The sequence below is a fragment of the Amycolatopsis sp. NPDC051106 genome, from assembly GCF_040682775.1.
Lineage (GTDB): Bacteria > Actinomycetota > Actinomycetes > Mycobacteriales > Pseudonocardiaceae > Amycolatopsis.
The window spans coordinates 31,379-49,163 of sequence record NZ_JBFBBQ010000029.1 but is presented as its reverse complement, the minus strand read 5'-3'; the positions used below and the strand labels follow the sequence as shown (position 1 = coordinate 49,163).

At 72.0% G+C, this 17,785-nt stretch carries 17 protein-coding genes; 10 read left to right on the top strand and 7 right to left on the bottom strand.

The window, feature by feature from the left end; translation table 11 throughout:
- Positions 1–31: 31 nt before the first annotated feature.
- Both AB0M83_RS22410 and AB0M83_RS22405 read left to right on the top strand, forming a co-directional pair.
- Entirely contained in the window at positions 32–538 is a 507-nt protein-coding gene (locus AB0M83_RS22410) for a DinB family protein (RefSeq protein ID WP_364519908.1), read from the top strand.
- Positions 538–1,470, top strand: a complete 933-nt coding sequence (locus tag AB0M83_RS22405; protein WP_364519906.1) for a squalene cyclase — start codon at positions 538–540, stop codon at positions 1,468–1,470. Before AB0M83_RS22410 ends, AB0M83_RS22405 begins: the two co-directional genes overlap by 1 nt.
- A gap of 6 nt (positions 1,471–1,476) precedes the next feature.
- Here AB0M83_RS22405 and AB0M83_RS22400 read toward each other — a convergent pair whose 3' ends face one another.
- Complete coding sequence (locus AB0M83_RS22400; protein ID WP_364519904.1) at positions 1,477–2,652, bottom strand: DUF1015 family protein; 1,176 nt, start codon at positions 2,650–2,652, stop codon at positions 1,477–1,479.
- Positions 2,653–2,777: 125 nt separating this feature from the next.
- Between AB0M83_RS22400 and AB0M83_RS22395 the strand changes: the two genes are divergently transcribed.
- Positions 2,778–4,295, top strand: coding sequence for an MDR family MFS transporter (locus tag AB0M83_RS22395; RefSeq protein WP_364519902.1), 1,518 nt, complete (start codon positions 2,778–2,780; stop codon positions 4,293–4,295).
- A gap of 9 nt (positions 4,296–4,304) precedes the next feature.
- On the opposite strand, the gene AB0M83_RS22390 is transcribed toward AB0M83_RS22395, so the two are convergent.
- The 3 genes from AB0M83_RS22390 to AB0M83_RS22380 form a co-directional block, all read right to left on the bottom strand.
- Positions 4,305–4,781, bottom strand: a complete 477-nt coding sequence (locus AB0M83_RS22390) for a hypothetical protein (RefSeq protein ID WP_364519900.1) — start codon at positions 4,779–4,781, stop codon at positions 4,305–4,307.
- A gap of 92 nt (positions 4,782–4,873) precedes the next feature.
- Entirely contained in the window at positions 4,874–5,755 is an 882-nt protein-coding gene (locus AB0M83_RS22385; protein WP_364519898.1) for a TIGR03854 family LLM class F420-dependent oxidoreductase, read from the bottom strand.
- Positions 5,756–5,814: 59 nt separating this feature from the next.
- A complete protein-coding gene (locus tag AB0M83_RS22380) occupies positions 5,815–6,252 on the bottom strand; it encodes a MarR family transcriptional regulator (RefSeq protein WP_284745634.1) in 438 nt (145 codons plus the stop codon).
- 64 nt (positions 6,253–6,316) lie between these two features.
- Between AB0M83_RS22380 and AB0M83_RS22375 the strand changes: the two genes are divergently transcribed.
- Positions 6,317–6,709, top strand: coding sequence for a DUF5313 domain-containing protein (locus AB0M83_RS22375; protein ID WP_364519896.1), 393 nt, complete (start codon positions 6,317–6,319; stop codon positions 6,707–6,709).
- 16 nt (positions 6,710–6,725) lie between these two features.
- Positions 6,726–7,661, top strand: a complete 936-nt coding sequence (locus AB0M83_RS22370) for an RluA family pseudouridine synthase (protein WP_364519894.1) — start codon at positions 6,726–6,728, stop codon at positions 7,659–7,661.
- A gap of 24 nt (positions 7,662–7,685) precedes the next feature.
- On the opposite strand, the gene AB0M83_RS22365 is transcribed toward AB0M83_RS22370, so the two are convergent.
- Positions 7,686–8,264: a hypothetical protein gene (locus tag AB0M83_RS22365; RefSeq protein ID WP_364519990.1), complete on the bottom strand. Its 579-nt coding sequence runs from the start codon at positions 8,262–8,264 to the stop codon at positions 7,686–7,688.
- 240 nt (positions 8,265–8,504) lie between these two features.
- On the opposite strand from AB0M83_RS22365, the gene AB0M83_RS22360 reads away from it, so the two are divergent.
- From AB0M83_RS22360 to AB0M83_RS22350, 3 genes are all read left to right on the top strand, one after another.
- Positions 8,505–9,080: a dihydrofolate reductase family protein gene (locus tag AB0M83_RS22360; RefSeq protein ID WP_364519892.1), complete on the top strand. Its 576-nt coding sequence runs from the start codon at positions 8,505–8,507 to the stop codon at positions 9,078–9,080.
- 34 nt (positions 9,081–9,114) lie between these two features.
- A complete protein-coding gene (locus AB0M83_RS22355; RefSeq protein WP_364519890.1) occupies positions 9,115–9,741 on the top strand; it encodes an alpha-ketoglutarate-dependent dioxygenase AlkB in 627 nt (208 codons plus the stop codon).
- Between the two features lie 252 nt (positions 9,742–9,993).
- Positions 9,994–10,950 carry a DUF1152 domain-containing protein gene (locus tag AB0M83_RS22350; protein WP_364519888.1) on the top strand — a complete coding sequence of 319 codons (957 nt, stop codon included), beginning with the start codon at positions 9,994–9,996 and terminating at the stop codon, positions 10,948–10,950.
- Positions 10,951–10,954: 4 nt separating this feature from the next.
- Here AB0M83_RS22350 and AB0M83_RS22345 read toward each other — a convergent pair whose 3' ends face one another.
- On the bottom strand, positions 10,955–12,232 hold the full coding sequence (locus AB0M83_RS22345; RefSeq protein ID WP_364519886.1) for a cytochrome P450: 1,278 nt from the start codon (positions 12,230–12,232) through the stop codon (positions 10,955–10,957).
- Positions 12,233–12,318: 86 nt separating this feature from the next.
- On the opposite strand from AB0M83_RS22345, the gene AB0M83_RS22340 reads away from it, so the two are divergent.
- Positions 12,319–12,906 carry a hypothetical protein gene (locus tag AB0M83_RS22340; RefSeq protein ID WP_364519884.1) on the top strand — a complete coding sequence of 196 codons (588 nt, stop codon included), beginning with the start codon at positions 12,319–12,321 and terminating at the stop codon, positions 12,904–12,906.
- Here AB0M83_RS22340 and AB0M83_RS22335 read toward each other — a convergent pair.
- Positions 12,897–14,564, bottom strand: coding sequence for a peptide-N4-asparagine amidase (locus tag AB0M83_RS22335; protein WP_364519882.1), 1,668 nt, complete (start codon positions 14,562–14,564; stop codon positions 12,897–12,899). The two genes, AB0M83_RS22340 and AB0M83_RS22335, sit on opposite strands and share 10 nt — an antisense overlap.
- Before the next feature lie 111 nt (positions 14,565–14,675).
- On the opposite strand from AB0M83_RS22335, the gene AB0M83_RS22330 reads away from it, so the two are divergent.
- Positions 14,676–17,747: an AAA family ATPase gene (locus AB0M83_RS22330; RefSeq protein ID WP_364519880.1), complete on the top strand. Its 3,072-nt coding sequence runs from the start codon at positions 14,676–14,678 to the stop codon at positions 17,745–17,747.
- The last annotated feature ends 38 nt before the right edge of the window (positions 17,748–17,785 follow it).

Here is a 17,785-nt window from a genome sequence, read left to right as displayed (position 1 = left end):
AGAAAGAGCAGGGCGTGATACACACTCCATCGTGACCACCGAACGCCCCGAACCGCCGCTGGTCGGGGGCGAGCGCGAAATGCTGCGCACGTTCCTCGACTTCCACCGCGCCACCCTTGCCATGAAGTGCGACGGACTGTCCGACGAGGACCTGCGCCGCGCGTCGAGCCCGCCGTCCACGCTTTCGCTGCTCGGCCTGGTCCGGCACATGGCCGAGGTCGAGCGCACCTGGTTCCGGCGGGTGATCGACGCCGAGGACGTCCCGCTGCGGTGGTCGGCCGAGGGCGACTTCCAGGCGGCCTACGACGCGAGCACCTCGACGCGCGCGGAGACGTTCGAGGCGTGGCAGACCGAGGTCGAGCACTCGCGCAAGATCGAGGAGGCGGCCGAGTCGCTGGACGTCACGGGACACCAGGCGCGCTGGGGCGAGGACGTCTCGCTGCGGCTGGTGATGCTGCACATGATCCACGAGTACGCCCGGCACAACGGCCACGCCGACTTCCTCCGCGAAGCCATCGACGGCGTCACGGGGGCCTGATGGACGTGCTCGCCTGGCTGCGCGACTCCGACCCGGCCTTGCGCTGGCAGGTGGAGCGCGACCTGGCGGGCGAGCCGCCTCCGGTGTGGGAGGCGACGCGAGCCCGGGTCGCCACGGAGGGTTTCGGCGCGCGGCTGCTCGCGCTGCAGGATCCCGACGGCCAGTGGGCGGGCGGCGCGTTCTTCCCGGCGGGCTTCAAGGGCGAGGAGGCCCAGCCCTGGACGGCGACGACGTGGACGTTGAACTCGTTGCGCGAATGGGGCCTGGACGCGTCGGCGCTGCGGGGAACCGCCGCGTCGCTGGCCGCGAACTGCCGGTGGGAGTACGAAGACCTGCCCTACTGGGAAGGCGAGGTCGACTGCTGCATCAACGCCTGGACGCTGGCCAACGGGGTGTGGCTGGGCGCGGACGTCTCCGGGATCGCCGGCTGGTTCGTCGCGCACCGGCTGCCGGACGGCGGGTGGAACTGCGAGTGGGTCGAAGGAGCGACGCGCTCGTCCGTCCACTCGACACTCAACTCGTTGAAGGGCCTGCTCGCGTTCGAGACCGCGACGGGCGGCACCGACGCTTCCCGCGCGGCGCGGCTGGCGGGCGAGGAGTACCTGCTGGAGCGCGGGCTGTTCCGGCGGCTGTCGACGGGTGAGCCGATCGCGCCGTGGGTGAGCGAGTTCGCGTACCCGATCCGCTGGTTCTACGACGTGCTCAACGCGGCTTCGTACTTCCGCGACGCCGGCCGGCGCGACCCGCGCATGGCGGAGGCGATCGAGCTGATCCGCTCGGCACGGCAGCCGGACGGCACGTGGCTGCAGAACGCGCGGCACACCGGCCGGGTGTGGTTCGAGGTGGACGTCCCGCCGGGTCAGCCGTCGAAGTGGCTGACGCTGTTCGCCACCCGCGTCCTGAACTGGTGGGACTCGCAGGCCGCCACCTGACCGCGGTCACCCTCCGGGCCGCGGTAGCTCCGCCAGTACCAGCCCGCTGCGCGGCTTCGGCGTGAAGTAGGTGGCCTTCCGCGGCATCCGGCGGCCGGCCGCGTGCACCGCGAGCACGTCCGCGTACGGCACCGGCGCGAGCAGGACCAGCGCGTCCGCGTCGGCCGGCACGGGCCGTCCCGCGGGCAGCGGCAGCACGCACGGCCCGTCCGGATCCACCCCGACCGCCTCGGCGAACAGGACCCGCTCGACGATCTCGTGGTCGATCACCGGCCCCGGGCCCGGCTGCTCCGGCAGCGGGACCCGCAGCACGGCCGAGCCGGCCCGGACCACCACCTCGCCTGTGACGGGCACCGCGTGCTCGTCGTACCGGACGTCCAGGCCGGCCGCGCACCAGCGCGACACCAGGTCCTCCGGGCCGAGCCCGGTGCCCGTCAGGACCCGGTTGATCGCGCCGATCCGCAGCTGCGGGCCCGCGGTAACCAGGGCCAGCAGCGCCCCGTGCCCGGCCGCCGACGCCGCGGCCACCCGGTGGTTGCCGTCGGCGACCAGCAGATCGGTGGCGGCGACCGCGGCCAGCAGCCGGTTCTGCAGCGGGCCCGCCGGCACCACCCACAGCTCGTGCCGCCGCCCGGCCGCGTCCGCGGTGGACAGATCGGGCAGGCCGAGGCCGGCGCAGGCCCGCTCGACCTGCTCGGTCAGCAGGTCGCCGCCGGCCGCCGGGACGAGCATCGCCGCGCTCGTCGCGCAGCCCAGTCCGGCCAGCACGGCCGCGCGCTCGGCCACGACGTCGGCGTAGACGTCCTCGGTGTGCCGGACGCGCGCGGCGCCGTCGTCGGTCACCGCGGCCGGGTCGACCAGGCACAGCAAGCCGAGCGCCACGCCGTCCGGCCCGTCGATCCGGTAGGGCGCGACGAACTCGCGCACCGGCCGGTAGAACCGCTTGCGGAGCCGTTCGAGCACGGCCCGCGCGACCGGGACCGCCGCGGTCAGATCGAGCCCGCGCGCCAGTGCCGCGGGTGTGCGGGCCGGGTGCTGCACGGCCAGCAGGCTGTCCGCGGCACCCAGCGTGGCCAGCGCCGCGACGACGCGGTCGGGTTCGGCGAACTCGTCGACGTCGGGGCCGGGCACCGCGTCGCGGACCACCCACCCCTGACCGATCGGCCGGATCCAGTCGTTCATCGCACCCATCTTCCGCGCATCGCACTGTGACGGAAATTCACTGGGGTACCCAGTCCCCGGATGGAATGCTTAGGATTGCAAAGTAGTTGATCCCCGTCATGACTTCCCCGAGGAGCAGCCCGCCGATGACGATCCCCGCCGCCACCAGCGCGAAAGGGGTCGGCTTCCGGTCGGACCGCGGCCCGGTGCTGATCGCGGTCATGCTGAGCACCGGCCTGGTCGCCCTCGACAGCACGATCATCGCGACCGCCGTCCCGTCGGTGGTGCGCGACCTCGGCGGGTTTTCGCAGTTCCCGTGGCTGTTCTCGGTCTACCTGCTGACCCAGGCGGTCACCGTCCCGCTCTACGGCAAGTTCGCCGACGTGCTCGGCCGCCGTCCGGTGATGTTCTTCGGGATCGCGGCGTTCCTGGTCGGCTCGGTGCTGTGCGGCGCCGCGTGGAGCATGCCGGTGCTGATCGCGGCGCGCGCGGTGCAGGGCATCGGCGCCGGCGCGATCCAGCCGATGTCCATGACGGTGATCGGCGACCTCTACACGGTGGAGGAACGCGCCCGCGTGCAGGGCTACGTCGCGAGCGTCTGGGGCATGGCGTCGGTGGTCGGCCCGACGCTCGGCGGCGTGTTCGCGGAGTACCTGGACTGGCGCTGGATCTTCTTCATCAACCTGCCGCTGGGCGCGATCGCCGCGCTGATGCTGTTCCGCAACTTCTCCGAGCGCGTCGAGCGCAAGCCCCACAAGGTGGACTACACGGGCGCGGCGCTGCTGACGGTCGGCTGCTCGCTGGTGATCCTGGGTTTGCTCGAAGGCGGCGTCGCGTGGGCGTGGGGCTCGGTGCCGAGCGTGGCGATCTTCGTCACGGGCGCGGTGCTGCTCGTGGCGTTCGTGCTGGCGGAGAAGCGCGCGGCCGAGCCGGTGCTGCCGCTGTGGGTGTTCACCCGCCGGATCCTGGTGGGCGGCAACCTGCTGTCCGTGGTGGTCGGCGCGGTCCTGATGGGGCTGACGTCGTACCTGCCGACGTACGCCCAAGGCGTGCTCGGCGCGGGCGCGCTGGCCGCCGGGTTCGCGGTGGCGGCGTTGACGGTCGGCTGGCCGCTCTCGGCGTCTCTGGCTGGCAAGATCTACCTGCGCATCGGCTTCCGCGACACGTCCCTGATCGGCACGGTGTTCGTCGTCGGCGGCGCCGTCCTGGTGGCACTGCTCGACGCGTCGTCGTCGATCTGGTCGGCGGCGCTGGCGGCGTTCGTCCTGGGGTTGGGCCTGGGGATGACGTCGAGCCCGACGCTGGTGGCGGTCCAGTCGGTGGTGGGCTGGGACCGCCGCGGCGTGGTGACGGCGACGAACCTGTTCAGCAGGTCGCTGGGCAGCGCGGTGGGAGCGGCGGTCTTCGGCGCGATCGCGAACGCGACCTTGGCTTCGCGGTTCGCCTCACCGCCGGCGGAGGTGGCGGGCAAGTTGCCGCCGTCGGTGGACGCGACGAGCCTGGTCCTGGGCGGCCACACGGACAATTCCCCGGTGACGACGTTCGTGCGGGGCGCCTTGGCGGAGGCGACGCACTACGTGTTCGTCGGGCTTCTGGTGGTGGCGGCGGTTTCGGTCGTGGCGCTGCTGCTCATGCCGCGGAAGGCGGAGCAGCTGGAGTTCTGAGCGGCCCCGTCAGTGGTCGCTGCCGTAACAGACGGCTTCGCGGCGATCGCAGTTGATGTAGCCCTGGGTGTGGTGCCAGTAGTCGTACATGTCGAAGTTGACGTGCTCGATCCCGCCCGGGCGGTTCGCCGTCAGGCTGATCGTCCCGAACCACCAGGTGTAGTCCGCGCTCGGGCAGTATTGACCGCCCTGCGGCGGGTACTGTCCGCCGTCGGTGACGACAGTGGAGCCCTGCCGACCGATAATCGTGAAATCGATGCACTCGCCGCCTTTGACGAACAAAGTGACTTCGGACAGCGTCACGGTTTTCAGCGAGGCCGACCAGCTCATCCCACCCTTGAGCGACCCGGCCGTGGCTCCCGTTCCGCCGCCGTGGACCACGGCGAGCGCGAACTTGGCCGGTGAGGCGACGGCGGGCACGGCGGTCGCCGCCACGAGTGCCGCCGAGATGCCGAGGATCGTTCCGAGTCGTGCGAAGGGGCGCATCGTGGGAGTCCTTCCAGTCCGGGTGTGGTCGCGGTGGAAACGCGTACACCCGGCCGCGGGTTGATACCCGTCGGACGGCTCACTCGATCGGCTCAGTTCTGCAGCGGCACCAGTTCCGCCTGGAACTTCTCCAGGAAGTCGTCGAAATCCCCGTGCCCCGGCCGGATCACGAACTTCGACAGCCCCGCCTCGATGTACTGCTCCACCAGCCGCCGGGCCTCGGCCCAGCTGGTCGCCACGAGGTCCGTCAGCGGGGCGCCGGGACTACGCCGCGCCGCCATCGCCGCCAGCTCGTTCGGGATGCCACGGTCCGCCACCAGCAGGCTCAACCCGAAGTGGTCCTCCTCGATCTCGCGCCCCGCCTCGGCCGCGGCGGCTTGGATCGCGACGACGGCTTCACGCGCCTGCGGCGGCGTGTGGAAACTCCCCAGCCACCCATCGGCCAGCCGGCCCGTGCGGCGCAAGGCCGCCGGCGCCGAGCCGCCCAACCAGACGTCGAGACGCTTCGCCGGCCGCGGCCCCAGCGACACGTCGGCGACCTCGAAAAAGGAGCCGGAGAACGACACCGAGTCCTCCTCCAGCAGCCGTCGCAACAGCACCAGCGACTCGTCGAACACCGCCGCGCGGCGCCCGGCCGGCACCGGGAACAGGTCGTGCTCCGCGGCGCGCGCGGGACGCAGCCCGAACACCGGCAGCACCCGCTTCGGCGCCAGGCCGGCCAGCGTCAGCAGCTGCTTGGCCACCAGCACCGGGTGCCGGCCGGGCAGGATCGCGACGCCGGTGCCGACCTTGAGCTTCGACGTCCGCGCCAGCGCGTGCGTCATGCCGATCATCGGGTCGACCTCGGGCGAGTAGACCAGCTCGGACAGCCACAGCGAATCGACGCCGGCGCTCTCGAGCCGTTCCGCGAGGCCGGCGAACTCCGCCGGCCCGGTTCCCGCCGCCGGTGCGACACCCAGCCTGATCTTCAGCACACTGCCCCCTCGCGAGTCGGCCCCCGAAGACGACAACGCGCCGGCCGGAAGAACATTCCTCAGGCCGTCGCCGCGATCACCCGGGACAGCACGCCGTGGAGCGCCTCCAGTTCGGAGACCTCCATCCCGAGCGTCTCGACCACCTTGTACGGGATCTTCTCGGCCTCGGCCCGCAGCGCCCGCCCGGACTCCGTCAGCTCGACGATCAGCTGGCGCTCGTCGGCCCGGCTCCGGCTGCGCGTGACGTAACCGAGCGCCTCCAGCCGCTTGAGCAGCGGGGACAGCGTCGCCGGCTCGTGCCTCAGCGACGCACCCAGGTCCTTCACCGACCGCGGCGACCGTTCCCACAGCGCGAGCATCACCAGGTACTGCGGATGGGTCAGGCCGTACGGCTCCAGCAGCGGCCGGTAGATCGCGATCACGCTGCGCGAAGCCACCGACAGCGCGAAACACACCTGCCGGTCGAGCTTCAGCGGGTCCTCACCGAGGTCGATCATGGCGCGATCCTAACGTGGCCCACGAGACAATTAGTACACTAACTATTAGTGTACTCTAGACCTCATGGAACGACCTGGTGTGCTCCGCTGGTTCGGTTACGCCGTCGGCGTCAAACTGCCGGACCGCTACAAGGACTGGGCCCTGTACGACGCGACGTCCAAGCACTGGCGCGCGCGGTACGTGCTGCAGCGCTCGGTCGGCATCGTGCCGCTGTGCGCGGTGTGGCTGCTGCTGCCCGGCTCGATCTGGCTGCGCCTTTCGCTGGTCCTCATGGCGGCGCTCGTCGCGTACTTCTACTCCTGCGCCTACATGGAGGAGAGCATCGAGCACCGGCTCGGCCGGCAGGGCTTCCCGCACCACACCGGCCGCCGCGTCCGCGCCGAAGCGGCCGAGGCGAAGAACGCCGAGGCGACGGCCCGCTACCTCGCGCGCTACCGGACCCCGTCGGAGGGTTAGCTACAGTCGGGGGACGATGAGACGCAAGCTCCAGCCCCCGATCCCGCCCCGCCACGGGCTGGAGGCCGCCCGGCTGAAACTGCCCGACGGCGAGTGGCCGACCCTGCTGGCCCACCTCGTCGACCGTCTCCCGCGGGTGACGCCGGACCGGATCGAGCAGATGCTGCGCGAGGAGCGCATCCACGGCACGGACGGCCCGCTCGGCGTCGACGAGCCGTACGCGCCCGGATCGTTCATCTGGTTCCACCGCGACCTGCCGGACGAGGTGCCGGTGCCGTTCGAAATCCGCGTCGTGCACCGCGACGAGCACCTGCTGGTCGTCGACAAGCCGCACTTCCTGGCGACCATCCCGCGCGGGCAGCACATCCTCGAGACGGCGCTCGTGCGGCTGCGCCGCGACCTCGACCTGCCGCACCTCTCCCCCGCGCACCGCCTCGACCGGGTCACCGCCGGGCTGGTGATGTTCGTGATCACGCCGGAGCTGCGCGGGAAGTACCAGACGCTCTTCCGCGACCGGAAGGTCCACAAGGAGTACGAGGCGATCGCGCCGTACGACCCGGCGCTGGCGCTGCCGCGGACGGTGCGCAGCCGGATCATCAAGGAACGCGGAGTGCTGGCCGCACAAGAGGTCCCGGGCGAGCCGAACGCCGAGACGTACGTCGAGCTGGCCGACCACCACGACGGCCTCGGCCGGTACCGCCTGGTGCCGTCGACCGGGCGGACGCACCAGCTGCGCGTGCACCTGAGCGGTCTCGGCATCCCGATCCTCGGCGACGACTTCTACCCCGAACTGCGGGAGAAACCCCTCGGCGACTTCACGAAACCCCTGCAGCTGCTGTCCCGGGTCCTCGCCTTCGACGACCCGGTCACCGGGACGCACCGCCGGTTCACCAGCGGCCGCCGGCTGGCCGCCCGCGACGGTCTCGACGCGTGGGCGGCGCCCCCGGCGTGACCCCCGGGGACGCCGCCGGCGGCGTCACCTGTGCCAGAACTTGATCCCGCTCCACGTCACCGTGATCGGTCCCGCGCCGCTGGCCGTGCGGTAGCTGCCGAACTTGTCGTAGTAGCTGCCGCCCGGGCTCGAGATCGTCTGCTTCAGCGAACCGTTGAGGTACACCTTGTGCGAGCTGCCGACCTGGTTGATCGTGTTGACCCGCACCGACGTGCCGACGGTCGCGCCGCTGCCCAGCGTCGCCCCGCCTTCGACGGCGTACATCCGGCCGCCCTTCTCGACGGCCAGCAGGAAGTACGGGCCGGCACTCGAGCCGTCCCGGAACGTCTGCTTGAGACTGATCCGGGAGCCGGTCATGCTGGTGATCTTGAACGATCCCTCGAACTGGTGGGTCCCGCCGGAATACGTGGTGTACCGGCGTTCCGCCCGCTGGTCACCACTCGCCGTGGAGCACATCAGCTTGAAGGTGAGCCCGGAGACGTCACCGCATCCCCGCTCCTGCTCCGAGTAGCCGGGCGAATCCGATATCCACGGGCCGGTCCCGACCTGGGCGTCCGCTGCCGGGGCGAATACCGCGAGCCCCGCCACGACCGCCGCGAGCACGCCCGCGCCGCGAAGTCTGCGCACCGTCCAACCTCCTGTATCACTCGAGGCGGCGGTAGCGGGACACAGGTCCAGACCTTTGTCCGACGTGGCTGTGACTGTACGAGTCCGGACGGCCACGGACAAGACCCACTTGCACGCCGGGCAGCGCGTCGGAAGTTTTCCGCGGCGCGCTGTCGAATCCGGTCGTCCCCGATCGACACACTGGTGAACGCACGCAAGATCACCCCAGGAGGACCCATGCGCACCCTGATCTCCACCTCGTTCGTCTCCCTCGACGGCGTCGTCGAAGCGCCCGGCGGCGAACCGGGCTACCGCAACTCCGGCTGGACCTTCAAGGACATCGAGTTCGACCCCGCCGCCTACGCCATCAAGGGCACCGAGCAGGAAGAGGCGACGGCGCTGCTGGTGGGGCGGGTCAGCTACGAGGCGTTCGCGCCGGTGTGGCCGGGCATGACCGTCGAGTTCGCGGGCTACAACGCGATGCCGAAGTACGTCGTGTCGACCACGCTCCAGGAGTCCGACCTCGTGACGAACTGGGGCGAGACGACCATCCTCCGGTCCCTGGACGACGTCGCCGCGCTCAAGGAGTCCGAGGGCGGGCCGATCATCGTCCACGGCAGCGCCGCGCTGAACCGCGCGCTCGCCGACGCCGGCCTGGTCGACCGCTACCACCTGCTGGTGTTCCCGGTCCTGCTCGGCGCGGGCAAGCGGCTGTTCGGCGAGACCGACAAGGACAAGCAGGCCCTGAAGCTCGTCGAGAGCGAGTCCTACGGCAACGGGATCCAGAAGCTCGTCTACGACGTGATTCACTAGAACAGGTGTTCGATCTTGGTGTAAGCTGGGGACCATGAACGCGGGTCTGCAGTCTTCCCTGTTCGGCACCGAGCGCGCGATCGCGCTGCGTCCGCTCGCGCCCGAGCGGACCGACCTCGGCTCCGGCGCGTGGGTCGACATCCAGCCGGGCTGGCTCGAGGGCGCCGACGAGCTGTTCGCGGCGCTGGTCGAGGGCGTGCCGTGGCAGGCGGAGAAGCGGAAGATGTACGACCGCGTCGTCGCCGTGCCACGGCTGCTGAGCTACTACCGCGAGAGCGTGCCGCTCCCCCACCCCGCGCTGGTCGCGGCGCGGGACGCGCTGAGCAGGCACTACCTGCGGGAGCTGCGCGAGCCGTTCCGCACGGCGGGCCTGTGCTACTACCGCGACGGCCGCGACAGCGTGGCCTGGCACGGCGACCGAATCGGCCGCGGAGCCCGCGAGGACACGATGATCGCGATCCTCTCGGTCGGCGCGGCCCGCACCCTGGCGCTGCGCCCGCGGGGCGGCGGCGGCAAGACGCTGGCGCGGCCGCTGGGGCACGGGGACCTCCTGGTGATGGGTGGAAGCTGCCAGCGGACCTGGGAGCACTCGGTCCCGAAGACGGCCAAGCCGGTCGGGCCGCGCATCAGCATCCAGTTCCGGCCCCGCGGAGTGAACTGACCCCACAATCACGTGACCCGAGCCGGATCTCGCGTGATCGAGCACGGAACTCGCGTGATCGAGCACGGAACTCCCCGGATGGGCGAGTTACGCCTCGATTCACGCGAGTTCCGGCTCCCATCACGCGAGTTCCGGCCTCAGTCACCCGAGTCACGGCTTCGCTTACGCGATTCCGGGTTCGATTCGGTCTCGCCACCGAACCGGCACGGTAAGTCCACAGAGGACCGTCCGGAACCCCCGTAGGATGGCCGGGTGCACACCCTCGCCGAACCGCCCCTCTTCGCCCGGCTCCGTCCCGCGCGCCGGGTTCTCATCGCCGGCGCGGGCGGCGGCTTCGACGTCTACGCCGGACTTCCCCTCGCCGTGGCCCTGAAAGCCCAGGGCAAGGATGTCCACCTGGCGAACCTCGCCTTCAGCGACCTGAACCGGCTCGACCTCGACGACTGGCTCTCCCCCGACGTCGCCGCCGTGCACCCCGGCAGCGCGGGCGACGACGCCTACTTCCCGGAACGGACCCTCGCGCGGTGGCTCGGCACCCAGGGCTGGCCGCCCGTCGTGCACGCCTTCCCGCGCACCGGCGCCCGGCCACTGCGCGATGCCTACGAGTACCTCGTGGCCCACCTGGCCGTGGACACCGTCGTCCTCGTCGACGGCGGCACCGACATCCTCCTGCGCGGCGACGAAGCCGGCCTCGGCACGCCCGAAGAGGACATGGCCAGCCTCGCCGCCGTCGCCGCGCTCGAAGGCGTCGACCGGCTCGTCGTCAGCCTCGGCTTCGGCATCGACGCCTTCCACGGCGTCTGCCACGCCCACGTCTTGGAGAACCTCGCCGCCCTCGACCGGGCCGGCGGGTACCTGGGTGCCCTGTCCATCCCGTCCGGTTCCGCGGAAGCCGCGACCTACCTGGACGCCGTCGCCGACGCGCAGCGCGCGACCCCGGACCGGCCGAGCATCGTGCAGGGCCAGATCGCCGCCGCGCTGCGGGGCGAGTTCGGCGACGCCCAGTTCACCCCGCGCACCGCCGGCAGCGAGCTGTTCGTGAACCCGCTGATGGGCGTCTACTTCAGCGCCGACCTGGCGATCCTGGCCGGCAGCGTCGGCTACCTCGCCGAACTCGAGGACACGGACACCATCGTGGACGTCGCCCTGGCCATCGAAGCCCACCGCGACCGCGTCGAGCGACGGCCACGGCGGGCGATCCCGCACTGACGCTTCAGTCCACCAGCACCGGCAGCTCGTCCAGACCGTACACAATGGACACCTTGCGGAAGGAAAGCTCTTCCGCCGGCACCGCCAGCCGCAAGTTCGGGAAACGGCGGACCAGCGCCGGGTACGCCGTGCGCAGCTCCATCCGGGCCAGCTCGGCGCCGATGCAGCGGTGGATGCCGTAGCTGAACGCCAGGTGCGACGTCGGCTCGCGGGCGGCGTCGAACTTCTCCATGTCCGCGCCCAGCTTCGGGTCGCGGTCCGCGGCCGACAGCGACACGAGCACGATGTCGCCCTCGCTGATCCGCACGCCGCCGATCTCCATGTCCTCCTTGGCGAACCGCGGGAACGCCATCTGCACCACCGTCAGGTAGCGCAGCAGCTCCTCGACGAACCGGTGCACGGACTGCTCGTCGCCGCGGACCGCTTCGAACGCCTTCTCGTCGCGCAGCAGCACCAGCGCGCCGAGCGCGAGCATGCTGGCCGTGGTTTCCAGGCCGCCGGTGAGCACGCCGTCGGCGAGCCCGGCCAGCTCGCGGTCGGAGATCTCGTCGCCGTGTTCCTTGATCAGCATGCCGAGCAGGCCGTCGCCGGGCTCTTCGCGCTGCTTCTTCACGATGTCGAGCAGGTAGGTCAGCGACTCCGACATCGCGCCGAGCGACGCACTCGCGCCGCCGAACAGGTCGAAGCGCGCGGTGCCCAGCCGCTGGAAGTCTTCGCGGTCCTCGTAGGACACGCCGAGCAGTTCACAGATGGTCAGCGACGGGATCGGCAGCGCGAACGCCTGCCACAGGTCGACCGGGCCCTCGGTCTTGGCCATCGCGTCGAGCTGCTCGGCGACGATCTCGTCGATGCGCGGGGTCAGCCGGTTGAGCCGGCGCATGGTGAACTCCGGCGTGAGCAGCTTGCGCAGCCGGGTGTGCACCGGCGGGTCCGCGAAGCCGAGCCCGCCCGGGTTCTGGTCCTCGGTCACCCCGGCGTTGCCGACGAGGTTGGTGAAGTCGGTGGAGAACTCCGTCACCTTGCCGAGCACGGCCTTCGCTTCGTCGTACCCCGTGACCAGCCAGGCGTTCATCCCGAACGGCAGGTCGAGCTTGCTGATCGGCGCCTCGGCCCGGATCGCGCCGATCTCGGCGACCGGATCGAGGCTGTCGCGCCGGAGCGGCAGCAGCGCCGCGTCGGGCAGGAAGGACGACATCTTCTCGAGGTCGAAGCCCTTTTTCGACTGCCGCGCGAGATACCGACGCCCGACCCAGCCCAGGACCCGTGAGCGGAGACTCCCCATGCATCCGACAGTACCGCACTAGCCCGATCGGGTGAGGCACGGCGAGACAGGACTCACCTGCGCCGCCGCCGGGCACGATGTGCCGCGTGCCGGGTGACGACGCGTGGTGGTGGGTGGTCGAGCACCCGTCGATCTTCGAGGACGACGGACGGCTCACGTTCGTGCGCGGTGCGGACGCCGACGCGATCTTCCGCGCCTTCGACCTCGACCCGGCCGAAGCCCGGCCCCGGACGCTGCTCGAAACGTGGGGCACCGGAGGTGAGGCCTACGACGGGCATTCGTGCGTCCGGGTCGCGGTGGAAGGCGAGTGGGCCGCGGTGATCGAGCCCGTCCGGGCCACCGGCGACGCCTCCGCCCGGCCGTCGTGCCTGCACACTCTGGGGTCCGAGGTCTTCTCGGTCGCGCTGACGACGATGGACGCCGGCGAGCTGGTCTACTTCCGTGGCGGCCGGATGCGGTTCGGGATGGGACTCGGAGAGGCCTACGACTCCCGCGGCGGCGAGCTCGCCGAGCGCTTCGCCGAGCCGCTGCGCGACGCCGGGTTCTTCGGCCCGTCCGGGCCCCGCGAGCCGGCCGTCGAACTGGTCGCGGCGCTCGCGATGGGGTCGCGGGAGCTCGGCTTCACCCTGACCGCCGGGCGGTGCCGCGGCCCGTTGCCCACGGTCTACCGGTGACCACCCGGCGGGAGCTCCCGGTTCTCGGTGATCAGCCCGTGCTCGCTCGCCACGTAGTGGAAGTACGGCCGGCCGAGGTCGTCGGACCCCGCGAACGACGTGCGCGAACGGCCGTCGGCTTCGGTGTTGACGCCGTTCGTGCGAGCCAGCACGCCGGATGAGCTCAGCCACTCGCTGGACGCGCGGACCGGCCACCACGCCCGGCCGTCGCCCGTGAGGTCGCCCACGGTCTTCGTCATCTCGGCCGCACCGGAGATCCGCAGGTTCTGGTCGTCGGTGATGTTCGCCGTCGCGTCGGTGGTCAGCGGGTAGGACCACGTGTGCCGGGCGGCCGAGCGCACCCGTCCGTCCACAGTGGACGTCGACGTCTGCTGTCCCGAGTCGCCCTGCACGACGTGCTGGGTGAAGCCGCCGCCGGTGACGTCGTCGCTGTTGCGGTAGTCGCGGGTGCGCTCGACGCGGGTGTACACGCGACCCTCAGAGGTGTCGACGTAGCCCGCGGTCACGTCGTGGCGCTTCGCCGTCACCTTGACGTTCACGCCGCCGGCGATGTCCTTCACCGCCGTCTGCCGCACGGGCGCCGCCGCGACGTCGTGCTGGGTCAGGGCTCCGGATGTCTGCGCGGCTTTTTTGTCGGTGTAGAGCAGTAGGGTCGGCACGACGGTGAATTCACCGCCGATGTCCGGGAACGAGAAGGAGAGATCGTGCGCCCCGCCGTCCACGAGCCGGCCCGCGAACGGCGTGATGTCGTAGGTTTCGGCGTGCAGGCTGAACGTGTCGATCGCGACGATCGGCCGCCACAGCTGCGGCACGATCCCGCCGGAATAGATGTGCGGGAAGGTGAACGCGCTGCCGGCGGGCGTCCCGTCGAGCGCGAAGTTCGCTTCGCGGTACGGCCCCTTGCCGCAGAGCCCGGCCGCCGGGTACTTCGCCGACACCGCGTCCGGCACGTCGTCGAACCACTGCTCGTCGCAGGCGTGCCCTTCGAGCGTCACCTCAAGGTAGGCGCGCGTGATGTTGCGCGGGAGGTCCTTCGCGGTGAAGTGCACGGTGGGCGCCGCGGGGGTCGCGTCGGCGTGCCCGAAACCGGCGACGTGATCGGCGGTACTGGGCGCGGGGTGCTTGCGGTCGGCCTGGTAGTAGGTGAGCGTCACGGTTTGCGCGTAGACACCGGTGTAGATCGGCGAGTTGTAGTTCTCGATGCCGCCGTGGAACGGCTGCGGCGTGCGCAGCAGCGCGGCGTACGGCGTCAGGTCCTTGTCGAAGTGGTAGGTGATCGGGCGGGTGCCCTCGCCGCTGGGCTCCTCGGTCGTTCCCCACCAGACCTCGGTCGCGCCGATCCGCAGGTCGCCGATCCGGTCGTACTGCCGGCCGCTGACCGTCACGGTCTGGTCCATCACGACCTTCGCCCACGGGCCGGGGCACGCCTTCGGCGGCGTGAGCGTGCCTTCGTAGAACTGCGGGGTGCCGTCGGCGGTGTTGGAGCGGAAGGCATCGGCGAGGGTCACCGTGCAGTGCGGGGTGTCCGGCCGGGTGACCGCGGGCGCCGCCGTCACGGGATTGTCGGTGCTGCCCTCGACAATGGGCGCGGCCGAGGCGACCGCCCCGGAGAGCACCCACGTCAGCACAACGGACAGGACGATCGTGAAGATCCGCACCCGGACTCCTCCCAGCGGCAGGCACACCGCTGCGCAGCCTAGTGCGGTAATCGTGCGACGAACGGCGGGAAAGCATGAGAGGCTCGGCACCGGAATCGGGAGGAACCGGACATGACAGCCGCGCTCATCGGGCGGGCGCACCCCGCCGCCACGCTGCGGGCCGAACTCGACCGGGCCGTGGCGAGCCACGGCGGCCTGGTCCTGGTCACCGGTGAGGCCGGGATCGGCAAGACCACGCTCGTCACCGGGCTGGCCGACGACGCCCGCCGGCGCGGCGCCCTGGTGCTCGCCGGCGCCTGCTGGGACTCCGAGAGCGCGCCCGGGTACTGGCCGTGGGTCCAGGTGGTGCGCGCGCTGCGGCGTGAGCTGCCGGAAGAGGAGTGGGCGCGGGCCGACACGGCGACGCTGTCGGCGCTGCTCGGCGAGTCGGCGGGCGCGCCGGCCGAAGACGGCTTCCGGCTGCACGACGCGGTCACGACCGCGCTGGCCGCGGCGGCGCACGACCGCCCGGTCGTCGTGGTGCTCGACGACCTGCACTGGGCCGACGCGGCGTCGCTGCGGCTGCTGGAGTTCGCCGCCCGGCACACCTGGTTCGAGCGGCTGCTGCTCGTCGGCGCGTACCGCGACGTCGAGGTCGACGCGCCCGGTCACCCGCTGCGCGAGCTCGTCCTGCCGCTGGTGGCGAAGGCGACCACGGTGACGCTGACCGGGCTCGCGCCGGCCGAGGTGGCCGAGCTGATGAGCCGCACCGCCGGCACCGAGCCGGACCCCGCGCTGGCCGCCGAGGTGCACCTGCGGACCGGCGGCAATCCGTTCTTCGTCGAGCAGACCGCGCGGCTCTGGCACAGCGGCAGCCCGGTGTCGGCCGTCGCGCCCGGGGTCCGGGATGCGTTGCAGCGGCGGCTTTCCCTGCTGCCGGCCCCGGTCACCCGGTTGCTGACCGACGCCGCGGTGCTGGGCCGGGAGTTCCACCGCCGGATCCTCGCGGCGCTGACCGGGGCACCGGTCCCCGAAGTCGACCAGTTGCTGGCCCGCGCGGCCGCGGCGCGGCTGGTGACCGCGCTCGGTGACGGCCGGTTCGCTTTCGCCCACGACCTCGTGCGGGAGTCGCGCTACGCCGAGCTGGGCCCCGCCGAGGTCCGGCGAAGACACGCCGCGGTCGTCCACGCGCTCGACGCGGCACCCGACCTGGTGCCGCTCGTGTTCGCGGCCGACCGTGCCCGGCACGCGTACCTCGCCGGCGACGAGGTCGAGCCCGCGCGCGCCGCCGGGCTGCTGGTGGCCGCGGCGCGGGACGCGAGCGCGCGGTTGGCGAACGAAGAGTCCGTCGGCCACTACCGGCGGGCGCTGGAACGGGCGGCCGAGCCACGGCAGCGGGTCGTGGTCGCGCTCGACCTCGGCACCATGCTGAGCCGCTGCGGAGACGACGAAGAGGCGTGGCGCGTCTTCGACGAGGCAGTGGCGCTGGTGCGTGAGCTCGACGACGACGCGCTGCTGGCGCGGGCCGCGCTCACCCTGTCCCGCACCGCGCCGGCCGGGGCGCGCCTCGACCTGACGTCGGATCTGCTGGTCACGGCGCACGAACGGCTGGCGGGGAAGCCGGCGGAGCCGCTGTCGCTCGACCGCGTCACGCTGGAGCTGGCGGCGCGGGCCGCGGTGCTGGCCCGCGACGGCGACGACGACCAGGAGCTGTCGTTCACGCTGTGGGCGCGCCACGACCTGCTCTGGGGTCCGGGCAGCGCGCGGGAGCGGGAGCGGCTGACCGACGAGCTGGCCGTGCTGGCGCGGCGGACGGGCGATCGCGAGAACGAGTACTTCGCGTCGTCGCTCAAGTGGGTCGCGCTGCTGGAGCAGGGCGACCCGCGCTACCTCGACCAGTTCCGGGCGTTCCAGGCACTGACGGCCGGCAGCGGCCTGCGCGGCGCCGAGTTCGCGGCGCTGCTGGACCGCAGCATCGTCGGCGCGCTGCGCGGCCGGTTCGCCGAGGCGCACGCGGACCTGGACCGCGTCGAGGCGGCGTACGGCCACGAGTTCGGCGGCTACATGGTGGAGCAGGTGCGCTGGAGCTACCTGCTGCTGCAGGGCCGGTTCGACGACCTGGCGGCGCACACCGCGCGGCTGGCCGCCGGCGACCACCCGCACCCGGATCTGCTGGCGGCACTGGCGGGGGTCCAGCGAGGGGACGCGACCCACGAGGTGGCCGGGCCGTTCTCCCGCGAGTTCGCGCCGATGTGGCTGCGTCACCAGGCCCAGGCGGCCGCCCTGACCGGGGATCGTGCGCGGTGCGAGCAGGTCCTGGCCGAGCTGACGCCGTACTCCGGCGAGTGGCTGGTGGCGTTGTACGGCTGCGAGTTCAGCGGGCCGGTGGACCTCTGGGCCGGTCTCCTCGAAGCCGCCCTCGGCCGCCGGGATCCGGCGATCGAGCGGCTCACCACCGCGGCGGCCTCGGCGGACCGGCTGCGCCTGCGCCCGTGGGCGGCGGAGATCCGCGCCCGCCTGGCGACCGTACTCGCCGAGCGCGACGCCCCCGGCGACGCGGAGCGGGCCGCAGCGTTGACGGCGGCGGTCCGCGCGGAGGCGTCGGAGCTGGGCATGCCGCACCTCGCTGCGCCGCCACCGGTCCCGTTGCCGGTTCCGGCCAACGAGTTCCGCCGCACGGACGAGGTGTGGACGCTGCGATTCGCGGGCCGCGAGGTCCGGGTGCCGGACGCGAAAGGCTTGCGAGACCTGCACATCCTGCTCAGTTCGCCCGGTGCCGAGATCCCGGCGGTCCGCCTGCTCGCACCGGAAGGCGGCGAGACGGTCGTGGCGGCGCGGCGCCTGGGCGGCGACCCGGTCCTCGACGAGACGGCGAAGTCGGCGTACCGCCACCGCCTCGACCACCTCGACGCGGAGATCGACGAAGCCACGTCCCTCGGCAACGACAGGCTGGCGGCGAAGCTGGACCGCGAACGCGAGGCACTGCTGGCGGAGCTGCGAACGGCCGCCGGACTGGGCGGCCGGACCCGCCGCCTCGGCGACGAGACGGAGCGAGCCCGCAAAGCGGTGACGGCCCGCATCCGCGACACGCTCCGCAAGCTGGCGGACTCCCACCCACAGCTGGCCGAGCACCTCAACGAGAGGGTGACGACCGGTTCGTCGTGCCGCTACGCCCCGCAGTCCGACATCCGCTGGCGGCTGTGAAGCCGTAACAGCCGCGCCCCACGGGCGACCCACTTGCC

Excerpts from the sequence above, each read along its gene's own strand:
- AB0M83_RS22405 (WP_364519906.1), top strand. The coding sequence starts at position 538 with ATGGACGTGCTCGCCTGGCTGCGCGACTCCGACCCGGCCTTGCGCTGG.
- AB0M83_RS22400 (WP_364519904.1), bottom strand. The coding sequence starts at position 2,652 with ATGAACGACTGGATCCGGCCGATCGGTCAGGGGTGGGTGGTCCGCGAC.
- AB0M83_RS22395 (WP_364519902.1), top strand. The coding sequence starts at position 2,778 with ATGACGATCCCCGCCGCCACCAGCGCGAAAGGGGTCGGCTTCCGGTCG.
- AB0M83_RS22390 (WP_364519900.1), bottom strand. The coding sequence starts at position 4,781 with ATGCGCCCCTTCGCACGACTCGGAACGATCCTCGGCATCTCGGCGGCA.
- AB0M83_RS22380 (WP_284745634.1), bottom strand. The coding sequence starts at position 6,252 with ATGATCGACCTCGGTGAGGACCCGCTGAAGCTCGACCGGCAGGTGTGT.
- AB0M83_RS22375 (WP_364519896.1), top strand. The coding sequence starts at position 6,317 with ATGGAACGACCTGGTGTGCTCCGCTGGTTCGGTTACGCCGTCGGCGTC.
- AB0M83_RS22370 (WP_364519894.1), top strand. The coding sequence starts at position 6,726 with ATGAGACGCAAGCTCCAGCCCCCGATCCCGCCCCGCCACGGGCTGGAG.
- AB0M83_RS22360 (WP_364519892.1), top strand. The coding sequence starts at position 8,505 with ATGCGCACCCTGATCTCCACCTCGTTCGTCTCCCTCGACGGCGTCGTC.
- AB0M83_RS22355 (WP_364519890.1), top strand. The coding sequence starts at position 9,115 with ATGAACGCGGGTCTGCAGTCTTCCCTGTTCGGCACCGAGCGCGCGATC.
- AB0M83_RS22345 (WP_364519886.1), bottom strand. The coding sequence starts at position 12,232 with ATGGGGAGTCTCCGCTCACGGGTCCTGGGCTGGGTCGGGCGTCGGTAT.
- AB0M83_RS22330 (WP_364519880.1), top strand. The coding sequence starts at position 14,676 with ATGACAGCCGCGCTCATCGGGCGGGCGCACCCCGCCGCCACGCTGCGG.